The sequence below is a fragment of the Serratia marcescens genome (genome assembly GCF_001902635.1).
GTDB lineage: Bacteria > Pseudomonadota > Gammaproteobacteria > Enterobacterales > Enterobacteriaceae > Serratia > Serratia marcescens_F.
In genome coordinates, this window is sequence record NZ_MJAO01000013.1 from 129800 (window position 1) to 145177 (window position 15378).

Sequence of the window (15378 nt, forward strand, 5' to 3'; positions counted from 1 at the left end):
CATGGACGGGGGATTTTTGAGGACAGCATAAATGGCTTTACAGAATCAGTTCCGTCGGAAACAACGCTTTAAATTCTGTTTCCAGGGTGGCCAGATGCAGATTGATATAAGCTCGTGACATGGCAGACCATTCCTCCTGGCTGTCCTTATACGCCGTTAGTGACTGTATTTCATCAATAAAATTGGCTTCAAAGACATGGCGTTCTGTCGGTTTGAGTTGCGCAACACTGGAGGCTAACCGACGAATACTGGTCATTCTTAAACTAATATCATCCAGTTTCTTTTTGCGTTTTTCAAGCAGTCGCTTGCGATTCAGTCCGCACAGACTGATGGTGGTTTCTGCCCGTTCATCCAGATGTATGAGAAAAGGATAATTCAGTTGAGTAAAAATCCATTTCAGATGCCGGGCAGGATCATCCTTACACGGGTTTAGGAGCAAAGGTTGTTCTCGCATTACATGATGACTGGGCCGGGTACATCGTGCAGACCCAGGTGCGATCGGGAAATGATTTTGTTTACCGCTTAATCTCTCTGTTGTTTCCAGCTGCACTTGTCTATCAGACGTAAGTGTATAATGCAATTTGCGACGATGGCTGTTGCAGTCGTTACAGCTGGGCAATAAATTATCCCAGTCAGCTGCCAGCCACCAGTACCCTGGGTGTTCCGGCTCACCGCTAACACCGCCTTTAGGACGGTAGTGTTCAACGGCCACCGGCTGAGTGGCCGAATAATCCGTTTCGCAGTAGGCACACTTGTTATGAAAGAGGGTATTTAACGCTTTAACAACATCAGGCGCTTTGTATACAGCAAAAGGATAAGCCGATGCATCTGTTTTTTTCTGGCGATAATAGGTTTTTGCTTTTGTAAGCTCTGTCGCAGCAGCTGACTTGTTTCCTCTCAGCGATGCTGGCTTTTTGATAAGACGCTTTTCAACAAGGATCACCGCTGCGCCTCCTGCAAGCTTTTGACAATCATTCTTACCGCATCCTGATGGAGTTTCTCGCGTTCCAGAGGTGTCTGACGTGCCTGCTCGACATAGCGGGCAATACCTTCTGCAATAACGCGCTGCACAGGGTTTCCGGACAATGCTTGGTATTGGCTCAGTTCTCTTTCAATATCATGGATTAATCTCTGCTGACCGGGCGTTCGTTGTATTGTATGCTCGTAACGTTTGAGTAGATTTTCAAGCGTACCGTCGAGCGTACTTAATAGTCCGAAATAGTCAGAGGTTAAAAGTTGTTCAATATCCATACCTTGCACAAGAGGCAACTCACTTAACTCGACAATCTGCTGACGGGGATCTCGAAAAAGCACGCGTACTTCATGTTGTGTTAGACCTCTAAGACATAGTGGATCATGCGTGGAAAAAATGAATTGAACACCAGGCATCGCGCGGCGTAATGCCGACACGACCTGAATCTTCCAACGGGGATGGAGATGCGTTTCCATTTCATCAATAAGTACGACCCCACGTGCCGATTCAAGGCTTCCCCAGTAATGGGTCATTCTGAACATGATATCGAGGCTCATCGCAAACAAGGATTGATACCCGTCGCTCATCTTGCTGAGTGGGGTATCACGACCATGAGCGCGAACTAGAATATTGCGATGACTATCCCGCAGGAGAAACTCGCCCTGTTCCAGTGACAGGATTTCTTTCATAGCACGGGCAATAGAGGCAAAGAATTCATCATCTTTGTCCGCTAATTCGCTCGTAACATCCCGCAGCAGAGCAGTGGGATAAAACAGTGACTTCCCTACGGCAGTCCTCCGGGTTCGTTCACAGAAATACCGGCGTGCACCGTAAGCGAGAACCATGAAGTCAGGCCAATCATTGTCACTAAACACGAGCCCTTCATCCGAAATCGTTAACATGCGCGTACCACCTCCCTCCAGGGTGAGGGTAATGCTGGCAGGTTTCATATGGCTACGTTGCCAGCCTTCACGATCGCGTTGCAGGTAATTTTCGTAATCTAAGCGCAATCGACCCCGTTGCTGTCGACTCATCAGGGCTAAGCAAATTCCCTGTAAAATACTGCTTTTCCCGGTGGAATTTTCTCCAACTAAAGCCACGCAGGGAGCTGAGCCTTCTGGCGGGATAATATTAGTGAAATCAAGAGTAAATTCTTCAAAACTCTTGAAATTATGTAGTGTAATACCTGTAACGAATTGTGAGGCAAGACTACGACGTTTCTCCTTTACCGCCTCGTTCGCCCAGTCTGCTTTTTGGTCTGTGTCAGGAAGCGGAAACGAAAAGTCAGACCAGAGACGCAGAAGTTCTTCGATCGACAGTGAAGAGTTCAGCACAGCATCAAAGGCACGGATAAACGTGAGAAGTGGTTTAAAGCGTAGATTTGTGTACTCACCAGCCACTATCCGGAGCAGTGTGTTGAGAAAAATCATTGCTACGCCGGGGCGTTTCGTGTGCTTGAGATAATATTCTGATGAAGGAACCTTAATATGCTGATCAAGTTCCGAAATTAAAGCCATTATCTCCTTCTCACGCTCATACCGTAGCGGCTCCCGATTAAGCTGTAAAATTTCAATAGTGGTATGACCTTTCTCCGTGAGAGGTAACAATAAGCCATCACGTTGTATGCTGAGATGTTCACAGGGACTATCGGTTGAGGGATTCAGGAGTAAAGTTTTTTCGGTTTTCTGCGCCTCTGACCACGTACACTGGATCTGAGCTGGACGTCCGCTCAGGGGAAACCAGTTTGATCTCGCCCTATTACATTCCCGACAGACCAGTAGCAGATTTTGCCATTGATAGGCGAACCATCCGTAATAGTCGGGGGCTACCTGACTGTCGATACCAAACCGTGCTCCTCCGCGGGGGCGGTAGTGTTCAATTTCTGGAGTGTCGATACGTTGTTCACACCAAGCACATCGTCCCTGAAACTCACGCATCAACCTCACGCGAACCTCATTGTTATATAATGGTTCAGGATCAAACGGTGGGCGAGAAAGCACTCGTTCAGCGGGCAATTGCTTGTAGTACTCCGCCAGCTCACGTCGCTGTTCACGGATTTTGCTAAAACTTAATGCTTCAGGCGGCACTCTGGATCTTGTGATTTTTATCATGAGGTAATCTCAATAAAAATGACAGGATAATACACCGCGTGAGAGGCGTAAATCAGAGCTCGTATATATCCCCCTATTCTGATAGAAAAAGTCATTCAAAAGCGGGTCACAACTGGAACTGAGGAAGCGATGAGGAAACTGACATGTCATTGGCCTGAACTGGATATTTCCCCATCGATATATTACTGGCATCAACAGGTAGCAATGGTAACTCTTACAATAATGTACTGGCTAAGAGTATCAGCGGTCTTTATAAAGCGGAGGTGATACACCGTAAGAGCTGGAAAAAACACGTAGAAGTGGAGCTGGTGACCCTGGCATGGGTGGACTGGTATAATAATCGCAGATTGCTCGAACTCATTGGTTACATACCACCATTGGAATCCGAAAAAGCATATTACGCTTCCAGAAACATTAACAATCTGGCAGCCTAAGTCTTCTGAGTTAACCCTCTCCCGGAAAACCGGTGCTGTTCACTGTTGGCTTATCTGACACTTCCCCCGAATGAGCGTTCTTCCTTGTCGTAAACCTTGGTGTGTTCTTTGGCAAAGTAGCTCAGGTGGCTCCGTAATCCTAGGTACTGTTGCCCAAAGCGGTCCATCCGAAGACTCTCCAGATAGTGTGGCGTGTTGTTGAAGGAAACCAGCGTTCTGTACTCAGGAAAGTCGAGTAGACCTAATGCACTTAGCCAGGCCTCGCAGATGTAGCTCCCTAGGTTATGTTCTTCCTTCGAATAATCCCCTAAGCCATTGAAAGTATCTTTGTTAACGAATATCGCTGCGTGATAGTGAGATTTACCGCTGCTCCCCACCTCACGTACCCATACGTGTCTCAGGTCCGTTGGACATACCTGGGACTTTTCCCGTTTACGTCGTTGCTGATGGGCTGCTATACGCGCCCTCAGCGCCCCTGTGAAGCGTTCCATTAATCCGGTCTTCAGATTAGGGGCACAGGCAATACTGTCACCTGTATCACGGTACTCAGGTAGTCTGAGTACGAAGGTGAAAACGGATGTTCTGACATGGGTTTTTGTTGCTTTGTTGATGATTTCAGTCATACGATTCATATAGTCAGAGTTCAGGGGGCCAAATTTACTGTTGGTCATAAAGATTGCTCCTGTGGGCATATTTCAGACGTTCTCAGGCCCTGCCAAAACAAATGGCAGTGATGAATGCACGAATGAGATTTAAGGTGTCATTAGGTCAAAAGGCATGGTGCTGTAGGGTATTTATCAACTGTCGTTAGTGTGAAGATTGATGGCCATCACGATTTAATGGCGATTGCGAGATGTAAACCATACCATAAATAATAATGGTATTTTTAATTTCCCACTTATTATATTTCACTCGTGTCTATTTTAATGTGTTATTAACATCATTGGTAAAAAGGTTGATTTAATTCAATTTTACCACTCCTTGATTTGTTGGTTGTTATATATTTATTAAATTATCCACGCATGTCTTTATGTATGTTTTACTGTGTATGTATATTCGCATATATATGTAATATATATACTGTATTGAGATTGGATGGAATTGATTTATAGTGCCTTTTAGGCGGCGATTTGATATATTTATGATGCTTAAATTTTACTCCAGGGTTATCAATTAAAAGTCATAAAAGAAAGCCTTGTTTTCTGAAAAACCGGAAGCGTTAATGAAGCCACTCCTGCTCAATCCATTTTGGGCTTCTGCCAGACCTCACTGGTGATGGTACAGCCTTTCTTTTTTACAGGCATACTCAGTTACCACGCGAGTCAGTTATACGCTGCTGTATCCAAGCTTCCACTTCACTCTTAAGCCAGCGGGAACTTCGCCCCAGTTTTATAGGTTTTGGGAATTCGCCAAGCTGAATCAGCTTGTAGAACCACTTGTCTGTAAGCTGCGTGAAACCAGTGATAAACGCCATATCGACAAGCTTATCATTCATAAGGGATGGTGTGTTGGTGTTCATGATTAAATCTCCTTTAAGTCAATTAGTTAAAGGAGGAATAACTGTCTTCAGGTTTCTGTTGCAGCCTTCCTCAGTGGATGGAAGGCCGTGTAAAAAAGTACTGATCATCCTAATATTCAGAATGGTGATGCGTTTGCATTACCCGAAATCTCGACAGGATGTTTCCTAACGGTTTTTAGTTCCCATCTAAAGCCCTTTGCGCAGAGACTGAACATCCCAATGTACGTACCTTGTTGCTGTACTGCTTGGTTCGGTGTTTTACAGTGTAATCAATGTGCTGAAGCACCGCCTGACAGCCATCTGTGGCCCCAGTAATAACCAGGGTTTTCCCGGAAACGAGACCAGAGTACGGTATTCAGCTTCAACACACTTAATCAGGTCTGCCAGGCTTGATACTCCCCCAGCCGCCAGAAGGCATCTCGGTTAAACATCAGCAGTACGTGATAGTGGATCTTTTCCCCGTACTGATTGTTCTCTCTCACCCTGATGAAATGTAGGTCGGATCCATGGACTTACTTGGCAGGGTTCTTTTTCTTTCTTCGTTTGAACACGGCGCAGAAGCGAGACTGGATAGCCGGTGTAAAGGCTTCAATGGGGGGGGGCCATCAACGCCATTTTTCCGGTTTCAGAGGTTAAATTGTTACCTGACATCATTTAAAAAAACTACGAATTAGTTACTAAATTAACTCATAATCACACTATTTCACTACTGAAATGATACGATGTGAAAAATATTGCTACGCATTTACATCATAAAAACATCATGATAGAACGTATGGTTGGTGGTGGGCATTCGATCAAATTACAGTAAAAATAGGTGATTATTAATGGTAGACAGCAGCCGTCTTAACATCAGGACAAGTGATATCCGAGCCTGTCGTTTTTTCTTCAAGTACATCCAAAATAATATTCCACAAAGCAGACATCTTGTGTTTGATGACAACAATCCGGATACGCCTCTTTCCTGCCGCATCATTAATGATGCCCTAGAGATCTACTTACCTGACTCGCAAACGCGTCAAACGTTCATTCGGGGTATGGAGCTAGCCCTTAGTACGACAATTCTCGCGGATAAAAATTTTGTCTGGTTGGAAAGTGACACACGGGCTACGTTTTGGATGTGGGGGCGCCTTTGCCTGGATGAGAAATGCAATCAGAGCATAAATAAAGAATTGAGTAACAATGTATATACTTTCTGGTATAGGGATTTTAAACTTCCTGACACCCCATCCAGCCACCATGAAAGATTCACATACATCGTCGCTTTTATTGATTACCTTTGTATGAATACAGCTAACACACCAGCAATTCGGTGCTGGTTGACTGCAAATCTTAACCTCTGGCGTAAACATGCGATTAATCTGAATAGATTAAAATGGCTCAATCCTGATGATTCAGATAACTGTATATGGGCATATCGCTCATTAAAAAAATACCAACAAGATTATCATACTGAAGAAAGTAACCCACTCAATCCGGTAACTCTCCCTTCGCCGGTTAATTCGGAAGAAGCCTTTCACACGTTTTACGCCCTGCTCGACCTGTGGGAAATCGGTAATGACACTCAGACGAAGGCAATTGCGAAACTGAACAAGGCATTTTATCAAAAAACCTTTCGACAAAAGCAGGCTGCACGTAAAGGAAGGGAAGAGCTCAGTGATGAACACGTAAAACACCTGGCATTTCTAGTTAATTATTATCGCTCAGATAAAATCTCCGTTATAGAAATGCTGATAGACGATCGTGTTAGAGGGATAAACGCTAAAATAGAGGCAAAACAAATCCGACAACGTTACCCCTGAACATAGTTCCTTTAGCATGTGTTATTTCGGTATGAAATACGGTCTGAAATTCAATTTAAAAAAATATCAGACCGATATTACCTCCATGAAAACATTCGCAGTGATGTTGGCATACCCATTCATTTCATACTCGGAGGTTTCATGCCTAATAATACTGAACAAGGCACTCGTGCCCTGAAGCGACATTTATCCCTTCTGCCTGAACATCTCTCGCATGCCGTCTTCGACCGGATACAACAGTGTATACACTACGAACCCGTCATTGGCATAATGGGAAAGACTGGCGTAGGTAAGTCCAGCTTGTGCAATACGCTATTTACGCGACCGCCTGCCCGAGTCAGTGTAATCCAAGGGGGTACCCGTCAGGTGCAGCGCTATCCGTTCCGTCTCGCTTCGCAGGCTTTGCACATCGTGGATTTTCCGGGTATCGGTGAATCCCCGGCATTCGACCCGGTGTATGCACGCCTGTACCGACATTGGCTGAATAAACTGGACCTGATCGTTTGGGTACTCAAAGCCGACGACCGAGCCTGGAATGACGATATTCGTTGTTATAGGCAGCTGGTGTCGCACGGTGCCGACCCGACCCGGTTTATCTTCGTCCTTAACCAGGCGGATAAAATTGAGCCTTGTCGGGAATGGGATGTCATCAATCACCAACCTTCGTTACATCAACAAAAGAACCTGCAGGAAAAAGTGGCTCAGGTGAATACTGTGTTTTCGCCTGTTCATCCCGTTTTAGCGGTATCCGCTCCAGAGGGGTTCAATATTGCCTTGTGGGTTGAAGTCCTGATCGCCGCATTGCCGCATAAAGCCAGCAGTGGGGTCACCCGTCAGCTTGAACCTGTGTATCGGACGGAGAAGGTGACCACCATGGCACAGGAGGGCTTTGCCCGTGTTGTGGGTGAAATCTTTGACAACAGCGTGGAGGCCCTGCTGGAGTCTCACGCACTCAGAGCCTGGTTAACACGGATCCGTTATCGATTGATCTCTCTGGCCAAATTGCTTTGGCATCGTTTCTTTAACGTATGCCGAGAAACCTGCATTGTGTTCGATCTGTTTCGCCGATCGAATATAGGTCAATAATAGATTTTGACTATTATTTTTCGTATAATGATCGTTAATAACGATAGATTTCAACGATCGGTTTCGGTTTATTGATCTTCACTAACGATTATCCCTCCTCTTTACATCCCGATACGATCCCCTCGCTGGGGAGGTCGTTTAATCCCACTGTTTTCTAATTAATTATTAATAAAGGAATATTTCTCTATGTTGAAACCTTATCCGTTTCTCAAGCAGGACACCTACGCCTGGTGTTTGTCCATTGGCCTTCCTGTCGTCTGGGGGTTCTCTGCTATTTTCCTCCCACAGAACGTGGCGCTGGGTCTTTATATGCTGTGCTCCCTGGTCTGGGTGCTACTCGACCGACTGAACTTGATGAAGCAGGAGATAACGGCCCCTTCACTGGTGTGGTTCCTGTTGCCGATGGTTTATCTGCGTCAACGTGACGAGCGTCAGGGGAAGCCCTGGCGCTTGTTACAGGTATGGCTGATTTGTACCGTATTGTCAGCTGTGGCCGGTAATCATTTTAAAACCCAATCAGGTACCGAACGGTTGGCGCAAAGTGCTTGCCCGGTGGTCACTAAAATCTTGCAGCGTCAGGGCATAGAGGAGCACTGTATCCGTATCACAGATATTAAAGAGGAGGTGGCGGGGCGTTTTTATCAGGCTCAGGCTTTGCTGAATACCGGCTCAAAAGAGCCGTTGACGATAGAAGTGCGCTCAGGCGGAAATATTTACGTCACGCTAACGGATTCGGAGTAAGTGATTTTTATCAAGGAGATGATGAACATGAAGAAAGTGATAATGATGTTTACCCTGTTGGGCAGCGCTCTATTGAGCCAGGTCGTATGTGCAGCGGCTTATGATCCTAAGCCGGTGGAATACCGGAATGTGGTGGCTGACAACGTACAGGTTGAGCATGATCGTATTATGGATGGCGTTGATGAATTTATCATCACGGGGAAGAAGGGAAAAGTTACTGAGAAATTCAGGCTCACCTGCAACGCCGATGAAGCACGTCTGGGCATCATGTATTACCTGAAAGATATCTATGGTGATAAGGCCGAGGGGGCAACGGGAATGACTCTGCAGTATTACCCGGCCGGGGCCCATCAAATGAACATCAGTATCGATCATCCCGATACGTTGATGGACAGCCTTCTGACGGCTAATTTGGCACAGGCGGTTTCTGCCATGCAGAAGCGTAAGGAAGGAACCTTTGTTTTTCACTTTTACCACAACGACAGCAGCTTCGATCATGTCCCGCTGGCGTACAGCTTCCAATACCCGGCGAAATTGTTGACACCCGCTCTGGGCAAGGCATTGGTTAATGCCAAGACCACATCATGCGACATCAAATCAGGCGATAGTCAGCTATCACCACTCAAGCGTCTTGTTGATCATCTCTAGCTGATTAATTACCGCTATCAGTTTGCTACTGACTTAGAGCCCTGTCGCCGATCGCGACGGGGTTTTTGGTTTTTAGGCGCTGAGATGACCTATTTCAAGTCGTCTCCTGCGCTACCGCTCAATGAACCCTGAATGCAGTGACATCATGCCTATGAACGACTGAAAACAACGGGAATAACCTCATGAACTTAACCTTATCTCCGGCCGTCACTGAACTGCCATTAAGTACACAACGTACTATCAAACGCGCCCTGTTCTTGCTGGAGGCCCATTTGCGTGAACCGGGAGCCTCATTCACTTCACCTGGTACCGTCAGCGATTGGCTTCGATTGCGCATGGCTAGGCTGGAGCGTGAAGTATTTATGGTGCTCTGGCTCGACAATCAACACAGGCTATTGGCCCACGAAACGTTGTTCACCGGCAGTATCAACAGCACCGAAGTCCACCCCCGAGAAATCGTGAAGGCGGCACTGAAGCACAATGCTGCAGCGGTACTTCTCGCGCATTGCCATCCTTCCGGCCACGCTGAGCCCAGTGTTGCCGATCGGCAAATCACCGGCAGGATTAAAGATGCGCTGGCATTGGTTGAGGTCAGGGTACTGGATCACTGTATTGTCGGCGGCATGTCGGTGTATTCGTTTGCTGAACACGGCTTGTTATAGGGGGCGATACGATGCCATCAATCATTGCCCCGGCCTGGGGACTCAAACGTAACGTCATTCCGCAGTTGGGTGCCCGCCTGGTACAGGAAGGTGACCGGCTGCATTTTCTGGCCGACCGTGCCGAGATCAGCGGGACCTTCAGCGACGCGCAGCTGCGTGATGTAGATAACGCCTTCCCACAGTTCATCAACCACCTGGAACTGATGCTGCTTTCTGGTGAGCTCAATCCCCGTTATCAGCACTGCGTCACGTTGTATTGCAATGGCTTGACCTGCGAAGCCGACAGTCTGGGATCACAGGGTTATGTGTATCTCGCTATTTATCCTACTCCCCAACCAACTGCATAAATCTTCGCCTTTTATATCTATCGATTTCTCCCTTTCATGTAGCTAACTACGAGATAACCAACATGCAGACCTTACCTGTCACCCCGAAACGGGCGGCCTACGGTTGCCCATCACCCGTTGTTGTCTGGCAATCCATGCTCACGTATTTGCTGGAGCAGCATTACGGCTTGGCGCTTAACGATACCGAGTTCAGTGATGACACCGTGATCCACGAACATATTGATGCCGGTATCTCTCTGGCTGATGCGTTGAATTTCACGGTAGAAAAGTTTGGCCTGGTTCGCATCGATCGCCGGGGGTTTTCCTATAGGGAACAATCTCCCTTCATCACGGCTATCGATATTCTCCGCGCCCGTCGGGCCACCGGCCTGATGACCCGGCTGGGTTACCAGACCATCACCTCAGTTATCCGGGGAGAAAAGCAAGCATGAACCTGTCCAGATTGCTGCAGGCATGCTGATTACCGGCGTCCAGTGCAGAACAGCCCACCATGTTTTTAATACCACCACTACCCGACACCCGCCCTTAAACCGGCGGGTGTTGGCGTTTATAGAGAAAGAAATATGCAGATTGAACCCGAAGTTTTAACTGACCATACAGAGTTGATTTGTTCCACCAGCATCGAACGTATCGTATCTGGACGTAATGCCGCGCTGGCGCAGATTGCAGCCCTAATCCGCCAGTTGGATGAGATATCTGCGCTGACCAACCGTATCGGAGGGGGAACGGCAAAGGACTGGGCCATGCGTCAGGGACACGGTTACGACTCTTGGTTGACTGAAAGGGTCGATACGGCCATTTCGGCCATTACACGTAATATCGACTGTAGTATCTGGCGCGATCTGATGCTGAAGTCCGGAATGATTTCTCTTATGGACGCGCAGTCCCGCGATGAGTGGTATAAAAATCTGGATGAGGGGGAGCTGCCGGAAATCAGTGAGGAAAATATTCTGGCAACCTTTGAACAATTACATCACAGCAAAGGTGAAGTCTTTGAGCGTGGGGTGGTCAACGTATTTAAGGGGCTTTCATGGGATTACAAAACTAACAGCCCATGTAGTTTTGGAAAAAAGATCATCATCAATAACCTGGTCACTCACAATCGCTGGGGCTTTAGCCTGAACTGGGGCTGGCGTCGTGACCAACTGACGGATCTGGAGCGTATGCTCTTCCTGCTGGATGGCAAACCTATTCCTGACAATCGCGGTGATGTCACGACCCGGCTAATGGAACATATTCGCGATCATCCGGGTGTGCAGTTGTACGAAGATGATTTCTTCAGCATTCGTTACTTTCAGAAGGGAACCGCGCATCTGATGTTCAAACGGTTAGATCTGGTGGAGAAGATGAACGACATTATCGCTAAGCATTATCCAGGCATGTTGCCTGCAAAATAAACGCCATACGCGTAATGAGCTCCTACATGGATCTCTGGCATACTAGGTGCTTTACTGCACGGTAAGTCAGATTAAAGCGGAGGCGACATGACAGACAAGCACTTAACCCAATCACCGGCAGGTGAGTTTGTTATGTTTGCCAGCGATGACGGCGAAGTGCGCGTTGAATGTCGTTTTGAGCAAGAAACGCTGTGGTTGCCCCAGGCGACCATCGCGAATCTTTATCAAGTGACTCCCCAGGCGATTACGCAGCACATCAAAGCGATCTACGAAGAAGCGGAACTTGAACAAAACGCAACCTGTAAGTCTTACTTACAGGTTCAGCAGGAAGGGGCCCGTCAGGTAAGTCGCAATATCCTGCACTATAGCCTGCCCGTTATTCTTGCCGTCGGTTATCGGGTTCGTTCGCCTCGTGGCACCCAATTTCGCCAGTGGGCGACCCAAACTCTTCAGGAATACCTGATCAAAGGCTTCGTGATGGATGACGAGCGGCTTAAAAATCCGCCCGTGGGTTCATCCGCTGTACCTGATTACTTTGATGAGATGCTGGAGCGCATCCGTGATATCCGTGCCAGTGAGCGTCGGGTTTATTTGCGGGTTAGGGAGATCTTCGCATTAGCCGCCGACTATCAGCCGTCACTTAAAGAGACAACGTTGTTTTTCCAAACTATCCAAAACAAGCTGCATTTTGCCTGCACCGGCCACACCGCTGCCGAACTTATCCATCAGCGGGCTGACGCTAACCAGCCCCATATGGGCTTGAGCAGCTATAAAGGTGAGGAGGTGCGCAAAAGCGACGTAACGGTGGCGAAAAATTACCTCAATCAGGACGAAGTCAGCGAACTCAACCGCGTGGTCAACATGTGGTTGGATTTCGCTGAAGATCAGGCGCGGCGCCGTCAACAAGTGTTCCTTCGTGACTGGCAGGATAAGCTGGATCAGTTTCTGCAATTTAACGACCGTGACGTTCTGCAAGGGGCTGGCACGGTCAGTAAGAAAGCGGCAGATGAAAAAGCGCAGGCTGAATACGTCCAGTATGCCGAGCAGCAGCGCCGCTTAAAAGAAGCTGCGGGGGAACAGGATATCGCCGGTTTACTACAGTGGAAAACAGACACCAAGAAGCAGCCATAAAGCCCCTTGAACCCCACAAGCAAAATCATTTGGGGGCATAATAGGGGGCATGGTTCAAAATCTAACTGGATAAAACTGAGTAAATTCAATGGAACTGGCTATCAAATGCGACTCCTGTGATCTCCGCCAATCCCTGACCATTTTCCTATGCTGAACGATACGGCTATCTTTAATGCAATGAACAGGCTCGACCGTGCGCGCAGCATTCGGAGGTCAACATGCGAAGTCTGGAAGATCAACTTGCCGCTTATGCCGCCTATCACCGCGATGCGCGCAATATCGCCACGCATTTTATCGGCATCCCGCTGATCGTTGTCAGCTTGCTGACGCTGCTTTCCCGGCCGGCATGGGGCGCGGGATGGCTGCCGTTTTCGCCGGCCTGCGCGGTGGTTATCATCTCTGCCCTCTATTACCTGCGGCTGAGCCTGCGCCTTGGCGCCATGATGCTGGCGTTGCTGCTGCTGTGCCTCGGATTCGGCGCCTGGGTGGCGTCGCTGTCGACGGCGGCGTGGCTGAGCGTCGGCATCGGTGGCTTCGTGATCGGCTGGCTGTTTCAGTTTGTCGGGCACTTCTGGGAGGGGCGAAAACCGGCGTTTATGGACGACGTGACGGGCCTTATCATCGGCCCGCTGTTCGTGCTGGCGGAAGCCTGCTTCCTGGCCGGCGGGCTGCGCGAACTGCAGCGGAACATCGAAATGCGCGCGGGAAAAGTGCGCAGCGGGAGGGCATGAGGTGGGCTTGATTCCTACGGTGACGGACGCTGATATCCGCCCCCTCCCGCCGCATTTTTAACAAAATCGCAAAAGTCTTTTAGCTTCTCACCGGCTTATTTTTGCTGTGACCAATGTCATACTTTCGGCATCTTAACTGTTCCCGCGCTTCGGCAGCGGTAAACCGGAGTTGTTGCATGAAAGTGAATTATCCCTTGTTAGCGCTGGCGGTAGGGGCGTTCGGCATCGGCACCACCGAATTCTCTCCCATGGGCTTGCTGCCGACCATCGCCAAAGGGGTGGACGTCTCCATTCCGATGGCCGGCATGTTGATCAGCGCCTATGCCGTCGGCGTGATGGTCGGCGCGCCGCTGATGACGCTGCTGCTTTCGCACCGGGCGCGCAGAAGCGCGCTGATTTTCCTGATGGCGATCTTTACCCTGGGCAACGTGCTGTCGGCCATCGCGCCGGATTACACCACCCTGATGCTGTCGCGCATTATCACCAGCCTGAACCACGGCGCCTTCTTTGGCCTTGGATCGGTGGTGGCCGCCAGCGTGGTGCCGAAAGAGAAACAGGCCAGCGCCGTGGCGACCATGTTTATGGGGCTGACCATCGCCAATATTGGCGGGGTGCCCGCCGCCACCTGGCTGGGTGAAACCATCGGCTGGCGCATGTCGTTCCTGGCGACGGCCGGGTTGGGCGTGATCGCCATGTTGGGGCTGTGGTTCTCGTTGCCGAAAGGAAGCGCCGGTGCGCGCCCTGACGTCAAGCGCGAGCTGTCGGTACTGGTGCGGCCGCAGGTGCTGACCGCGCTGCTGACCACCGTGCTGGGGGCGGGGGCGATGTTCACGCTCTATACCTACATCTCGCCGGTATTGCATCACATCACTGAGGCGACGCCGCTGTTTGTGACCGTGATGCTGGTGCTGATCGGCGTCGGTTTCTCCATCGGCAACTACCTCGGCGGCAAATTCGCCGACCGTTCCGAGAGCGCGACGCTGAAGGGTTTTCTGCTGCTGTTGGTGGCCATCATGCTGTTGATCCCGCTGCTGGCGCGCAGTGAAATCGGCGCGGCGGTGAGCATGGTGATTTGGGGCGCGGCGACCTTCGCGGTGGTGCCGCCGCTGCAGATGCGCGTGATGCGTGTGGCCAGCGAAGCGCCGGGGCTGTCGTCTTCGGTCAACATCGGCGCCTTCAACCTGGGCAACGCGCTGGGCGCCGCCGCCGGTGGCGCGGTGGTCTCTGCCGGTCTGGGCTACAGCTTCGTGCCGGTAATGGGGGCGATTATCGCCGGGTTGGCGCTGCTGTTGGTGTTGTTCACCAGCCGCACTGCCGCAAAAGTCGTCTACGCCAACGGCTAAGCGACAGCGTGCGGCGGGTTTTTACTCGCCGCACGCTGTTTGCCGCATAAAACATGAACGGATATCAAACCCCGGCCCTATTTATCTGTTCGGCTTCAAGCCTTAGCCGCTATCATTATCTTTGTGTATAGGTGGCCGCCGCTCGGTGCGGCGCCTCTGGGATAATGAAAGACCTGCCTAAGGAAAGATCCAAATGAGAAATATCTTCTTCTTCGATGCGATGCTGACACCAAAAATCATCACCGCCGTTTACTGGCTGGCGCTGTTGGGCGTGTTGATCAGCGGTATCGGCATGATGTTCTACGGCGAGTTCTTCCGCGGCCTGTTCGGCATCATCGTAGGTGGCGTGTTTGTGCGCGTGGCGTTCGAGATGATCATCATTGCGTTTAAAAATAACGAGTATCTGCGTAAGATCGCCGAAAAACCGTAATCGTGCCACGACGCCGGGCGCCG

The 15378-nt window shown here is 49.4% G+C and carries 17 protein-coding genes and 1 pseudogene; 13 read left to right on the forward strand and 5 right to left on the reverse strand.

Going from position 1 to position 15378, the window contains the following annotated elements; translation table 11 throughout:
• Window positions 1-37: 37 nt before the first annotated feature.
• Entirely contained in the window at window positions 38-943 is a 906-nt protein-coding gene (locus BHU62_RS24990; protein ID WP_139282287.1) for a hypothetical protein, read from the reverse strand.
• The gene (locus BHU62_RS14685) at window positions 940-3084 is read right to left on the reverse strand and encodes an AAA family ATPase (RefSeq protein WP_078062071.1); all 2145 of its coding nucleotides are present in this window, start codon (window positions 3082-3084) and stop codon (window positions 940-942) included. Before BHU62_RS14685 ends, BHU62_RS24990 begins: the two co-directional genes overlap by 4 nt.
• A gap of 182 nt (window positions 3085-3266) precedes the next feature.
• Here BHU62_RS14685 and BHU62_RS14690 point away from each other — a divergent pair.
• Window positions 3267-3518 (forward strand): annotated as a pseudogene (locus tag BHU62_RS14690) (integrase core domain-containing protein); the annotation flags it as partial.
• 50 nt (window positions 3519-3568) lie between these two features.
• On the opposite strand, the gene BHU62_RS14695 reads toward BHU62_RS14690, so the two are convergent.
• From BHU62_RS14695 to BHU62_RS25445, 3 genes are all read right to left on the reverse strand, one after another.
• Window positions 3569-4189 carry an inovirus Gp2 family protein gene (locus tag BHU62_RS14695; RefSeq protein WP_073532658.1) on the reverse strand — a complete coding sequence of 207 codons (621 nt, stop codon included), beginning with the start codon at window positions 4187-4189 and terminating at the stop codon, window positions 3569-3571.
• A gap of 635 nt (window positions 4190-4824) precedes the next feature.
• Entirely contained in the window at window positions 4825-5037 is a 213-nt protein-coding gene (locus BHU62_RS14700) for a helix-turn-helix transcriptional regulator (RefSeq protein WP_073532659.1), read from the reverse strand.
• A gap of 374 nt (window positions 5038-5411) precedes the next feature.
• Window positions 5412-5519: a YagK/YfjJ domain-containing protein gene (locus BHU62_RS25445; protein WP_236720677.1), complete on the reverse strand. Its 108-nt coding sequence runs from the start codon at window positions 5517-5519 to the stop codon at window positions 5412-5414.
• A gap of 345 nt (window positions 5520-5864) precedes the next feature.
• Between BHU62_RS25445 and BHU62_RS14710 the strand changes: the two genes are divergently transcribed.
• The 12 genes from BHU62_RS14710 (at window position 5865) to BHU62_RS14765 (ending at window position 15355) form a co-directional block, all read left to right on the forward strand.
• Window positions 5865-6839: a hypothetical protein gene (locus tag BHU62_RS14710; RefSeq protein WP_073532660.1), complete on the forward strand. Its 975-nt coding sequence runs from the start codon at window positions 5865-5867 to the stop codon at window positions 6837-6839.
• 270 nt (window positions 6840-7109) lie between these two features.
• Window positions 7110-7925 (forward strand): GTPase family protein, encoded by an 816-nt coding sequence (locus BHU62_RS14715; protein WP_073532682.1) that lies wholly within the window; start codon window positions 7110-7112, stop codon window positions 7923-7925.
• A gap of 186 nt (window positions 7926-8111) precedes the next feature.
• The gene (locus BHU62_RS14720) at window positions 8112-8666 is read left to right on the forward strand and encodes a hypothetical protein (RefSeq protein WP_073532661.1); all 555 of its coding nucleotides are present in this window, start codon (window positions 8112-8114) and stop codon (window positions 8664-8666) included.
• A 27-nt stretch (window positions 8667-8693) separates the two neighbouring features.
• Window positions 8694-9314, forward strand: a complete 621-nt coding sequence (locus tag BHU62_RS14725; protein ID WP_073532683.1) for a hypothetical protein — start codon at window positions 8694-8696, stop codon at window positions 9312-9314.
• Between the two features lie 182 nt (window positions 9315-9496).
• Entirely contained in the window at window positions 9497-9976 is a 480-nt protein-coding gene (gene radC, locus BHU62_RS14730) for a RadC family protein (protein WP_043140854.1), read from the forward strand.
• 11 nt (window positions 9977-9987) lie between these two features.
• Entirely contained in the window at window positions 9988-10323 is a 336-nt protein-coding gene (locus BHU62_RS14735; protein ID WP_073532662.1) for a type IV toxin-antitoxin system YeeU family antitoxin, read from the forward strand.
• 62 nt (window positions 10324-10385) lie between these two features.
• Window positions 10386-10754, forward strand: coding sequence for a TA system toxin CbtA family protein (locus BHU62_RS14740; RefSeq protein ID WP_047729506.1), 369 nt, complete (start codon window positions 10386-10388; stop codon window positions 10752-10754).
• Between the two features lie 132 nt (window positions 10755-10886).
• A complete protein-coding gene (locus BHU62_RS14745; protein ID WP_073532663.1) occupies window positions 10887-11720 on the forward strand; it encodes a DUF4942 domain-containing protein in 834 nt (277 codons plus the stop codon).
• A gap of 87 nt (window positions 11721-11807) precedes the next feature.
• Window positions 11808-12851 (forward strand): virulence RhuM family protein, encoded by a 1044-nt coding sequence (locus BHU62_RS14750; protein WP_073532664.1) that lies wholly within the window; start codon window positions 11808-11810, stop codon window positions 12849-12851.
• A 218-nt stretch (window positions 12852-13069) separates the two neighbouring features.
• Complete coding sequence (locus BHU62_RS14755; RefSeq protein ID WP_073532665.1) at window positions 13070-13582, forward strand: DUF962 domain-containing protein; 513 nt, start codon at window positions 13070-13072, stop codon at window positions 13580-13582.
• Between the two features lie 176 nt (window positions 13583-13758).
• Complete coding sequence (locus BHU62_RS14760) at window positions 13759-14925, forward strand: MFS transporter (protein WP_073532666.1); 1167 nt, start codon at window positions 13759-13761, stop codon at window positions 14923-14925.
• Window positions 14926-15118: 193 nt separating this feature from the next.
• Window positions 15119-15355, forward strand: coding sequence for a DUF4282 domain-containing protein (locus BHU62_RS14765; RefSeq protein WP_019452598.1), 237 nt, complete (start codon window positions 15119-15121; stop codon window positions 15353-15355).
• Window positions 15356-15378 lie beyond the last annotated feature (23 nt).

Coding starts and splice junctions, on each gene's coding strand:
- BHU62_RS14745 (WP_073532663.1), top strand. CDS start 10,887: ATGCAGATTGAACCCGAAGTTTTAACTGACCATACAGAGTTGATTTGT.
- BHU62_RS14755 (WP_073532665.1), top strand. CDS start 13,070: ATGCGAAGTCTGGAAGATCAACTTGCCGCTTATGCCGCCTATCACCGC.
- BHU62_RS14685 (WP_078062071.1), bottom strand. CDS start 3,084: ATGATAAAAATCACAAGATCCAGAGTGCCGCCTGAAGCATTAAGTTTT.
- BHU62_RS14700 (WP_073532659.1), bottom strand. CDS start 5,037: ATGAACACCAACACACCATCCCTTATGAATGATAAGCTTGTCGATATG.
- BHU62_RS14765 (WP_019452598.1), top strand. CDS start 15,119: ATGAGAAATATCTTCTTCTTCGATGCGATGCTGACACCAAAAATCATC.
- BHU62_RS14710 (WP_073532660.1), top strand. CDS start 5,865: ATGGTAGACAGCAGCCGTCTTAACATCAGGACAAGTGATATCCGAGCC.
- BHU62_RS14750 (WP_073532664.1), top strand. CDS start 11,808: ATGACAGACAAGCACTTAACCCAATCACCGGCAGGTGAGTTTGTTATG.
- BHU62_RS14735 (WP_073532662.1), top strand. CDS start 9,988: ATGCCATCAATCATTGCCCCGGCCTGGGGACTCAAACGTAACGTCATT.
- BHU62_RS14715 (WP_073532682.1), top strand. CDS start 7,110: ATGGGAAAGACTGGCGTAGGTAAGTCCAGCTTGTGCAATACGCTATTT.
- BHU62_RS14725 (WP_073532683.1), top strand. CDS start 8,694: ATGAAGAAAGTGATAATGATGTTTACCCTGTTGGGCAGCGCTCTATTG.
- BHU62_RS14695 (WP_073532658.1), bottom strand. CDS start 4,189: ATGACCAACAGTAAATTTGGCCCCCTGAACTCTGACTATATGAATCGT.
- BHU62_RS14720 (WP_073532661.1), top strand. CDS start 8,112: ATGTTGAAACCTTATCCGTTTCTCAAGCAGGACACCTACGCCTGGTGT.
- BHU62_RS14740 (WP_047729506.1), top strand. CDS start 10,386: ATGCAGACCTTACCTGTCACCCCGAAACGGGCGGCCTACGGTTGCCCA.
- radC (WP_043140854.1), top strand. CDS start 9,497: ATGAACTTAACCTTATCTCCGGCCGTCACTGAACTGCCATTAAGTACA.
- BHU62_RS14760 (WP_073532666.1), top strand. CDS start 13,759: ATGAAAGTGAATTATCCCTTGTTAGCGCTGGCGGTAGGGGCGTTCGGC.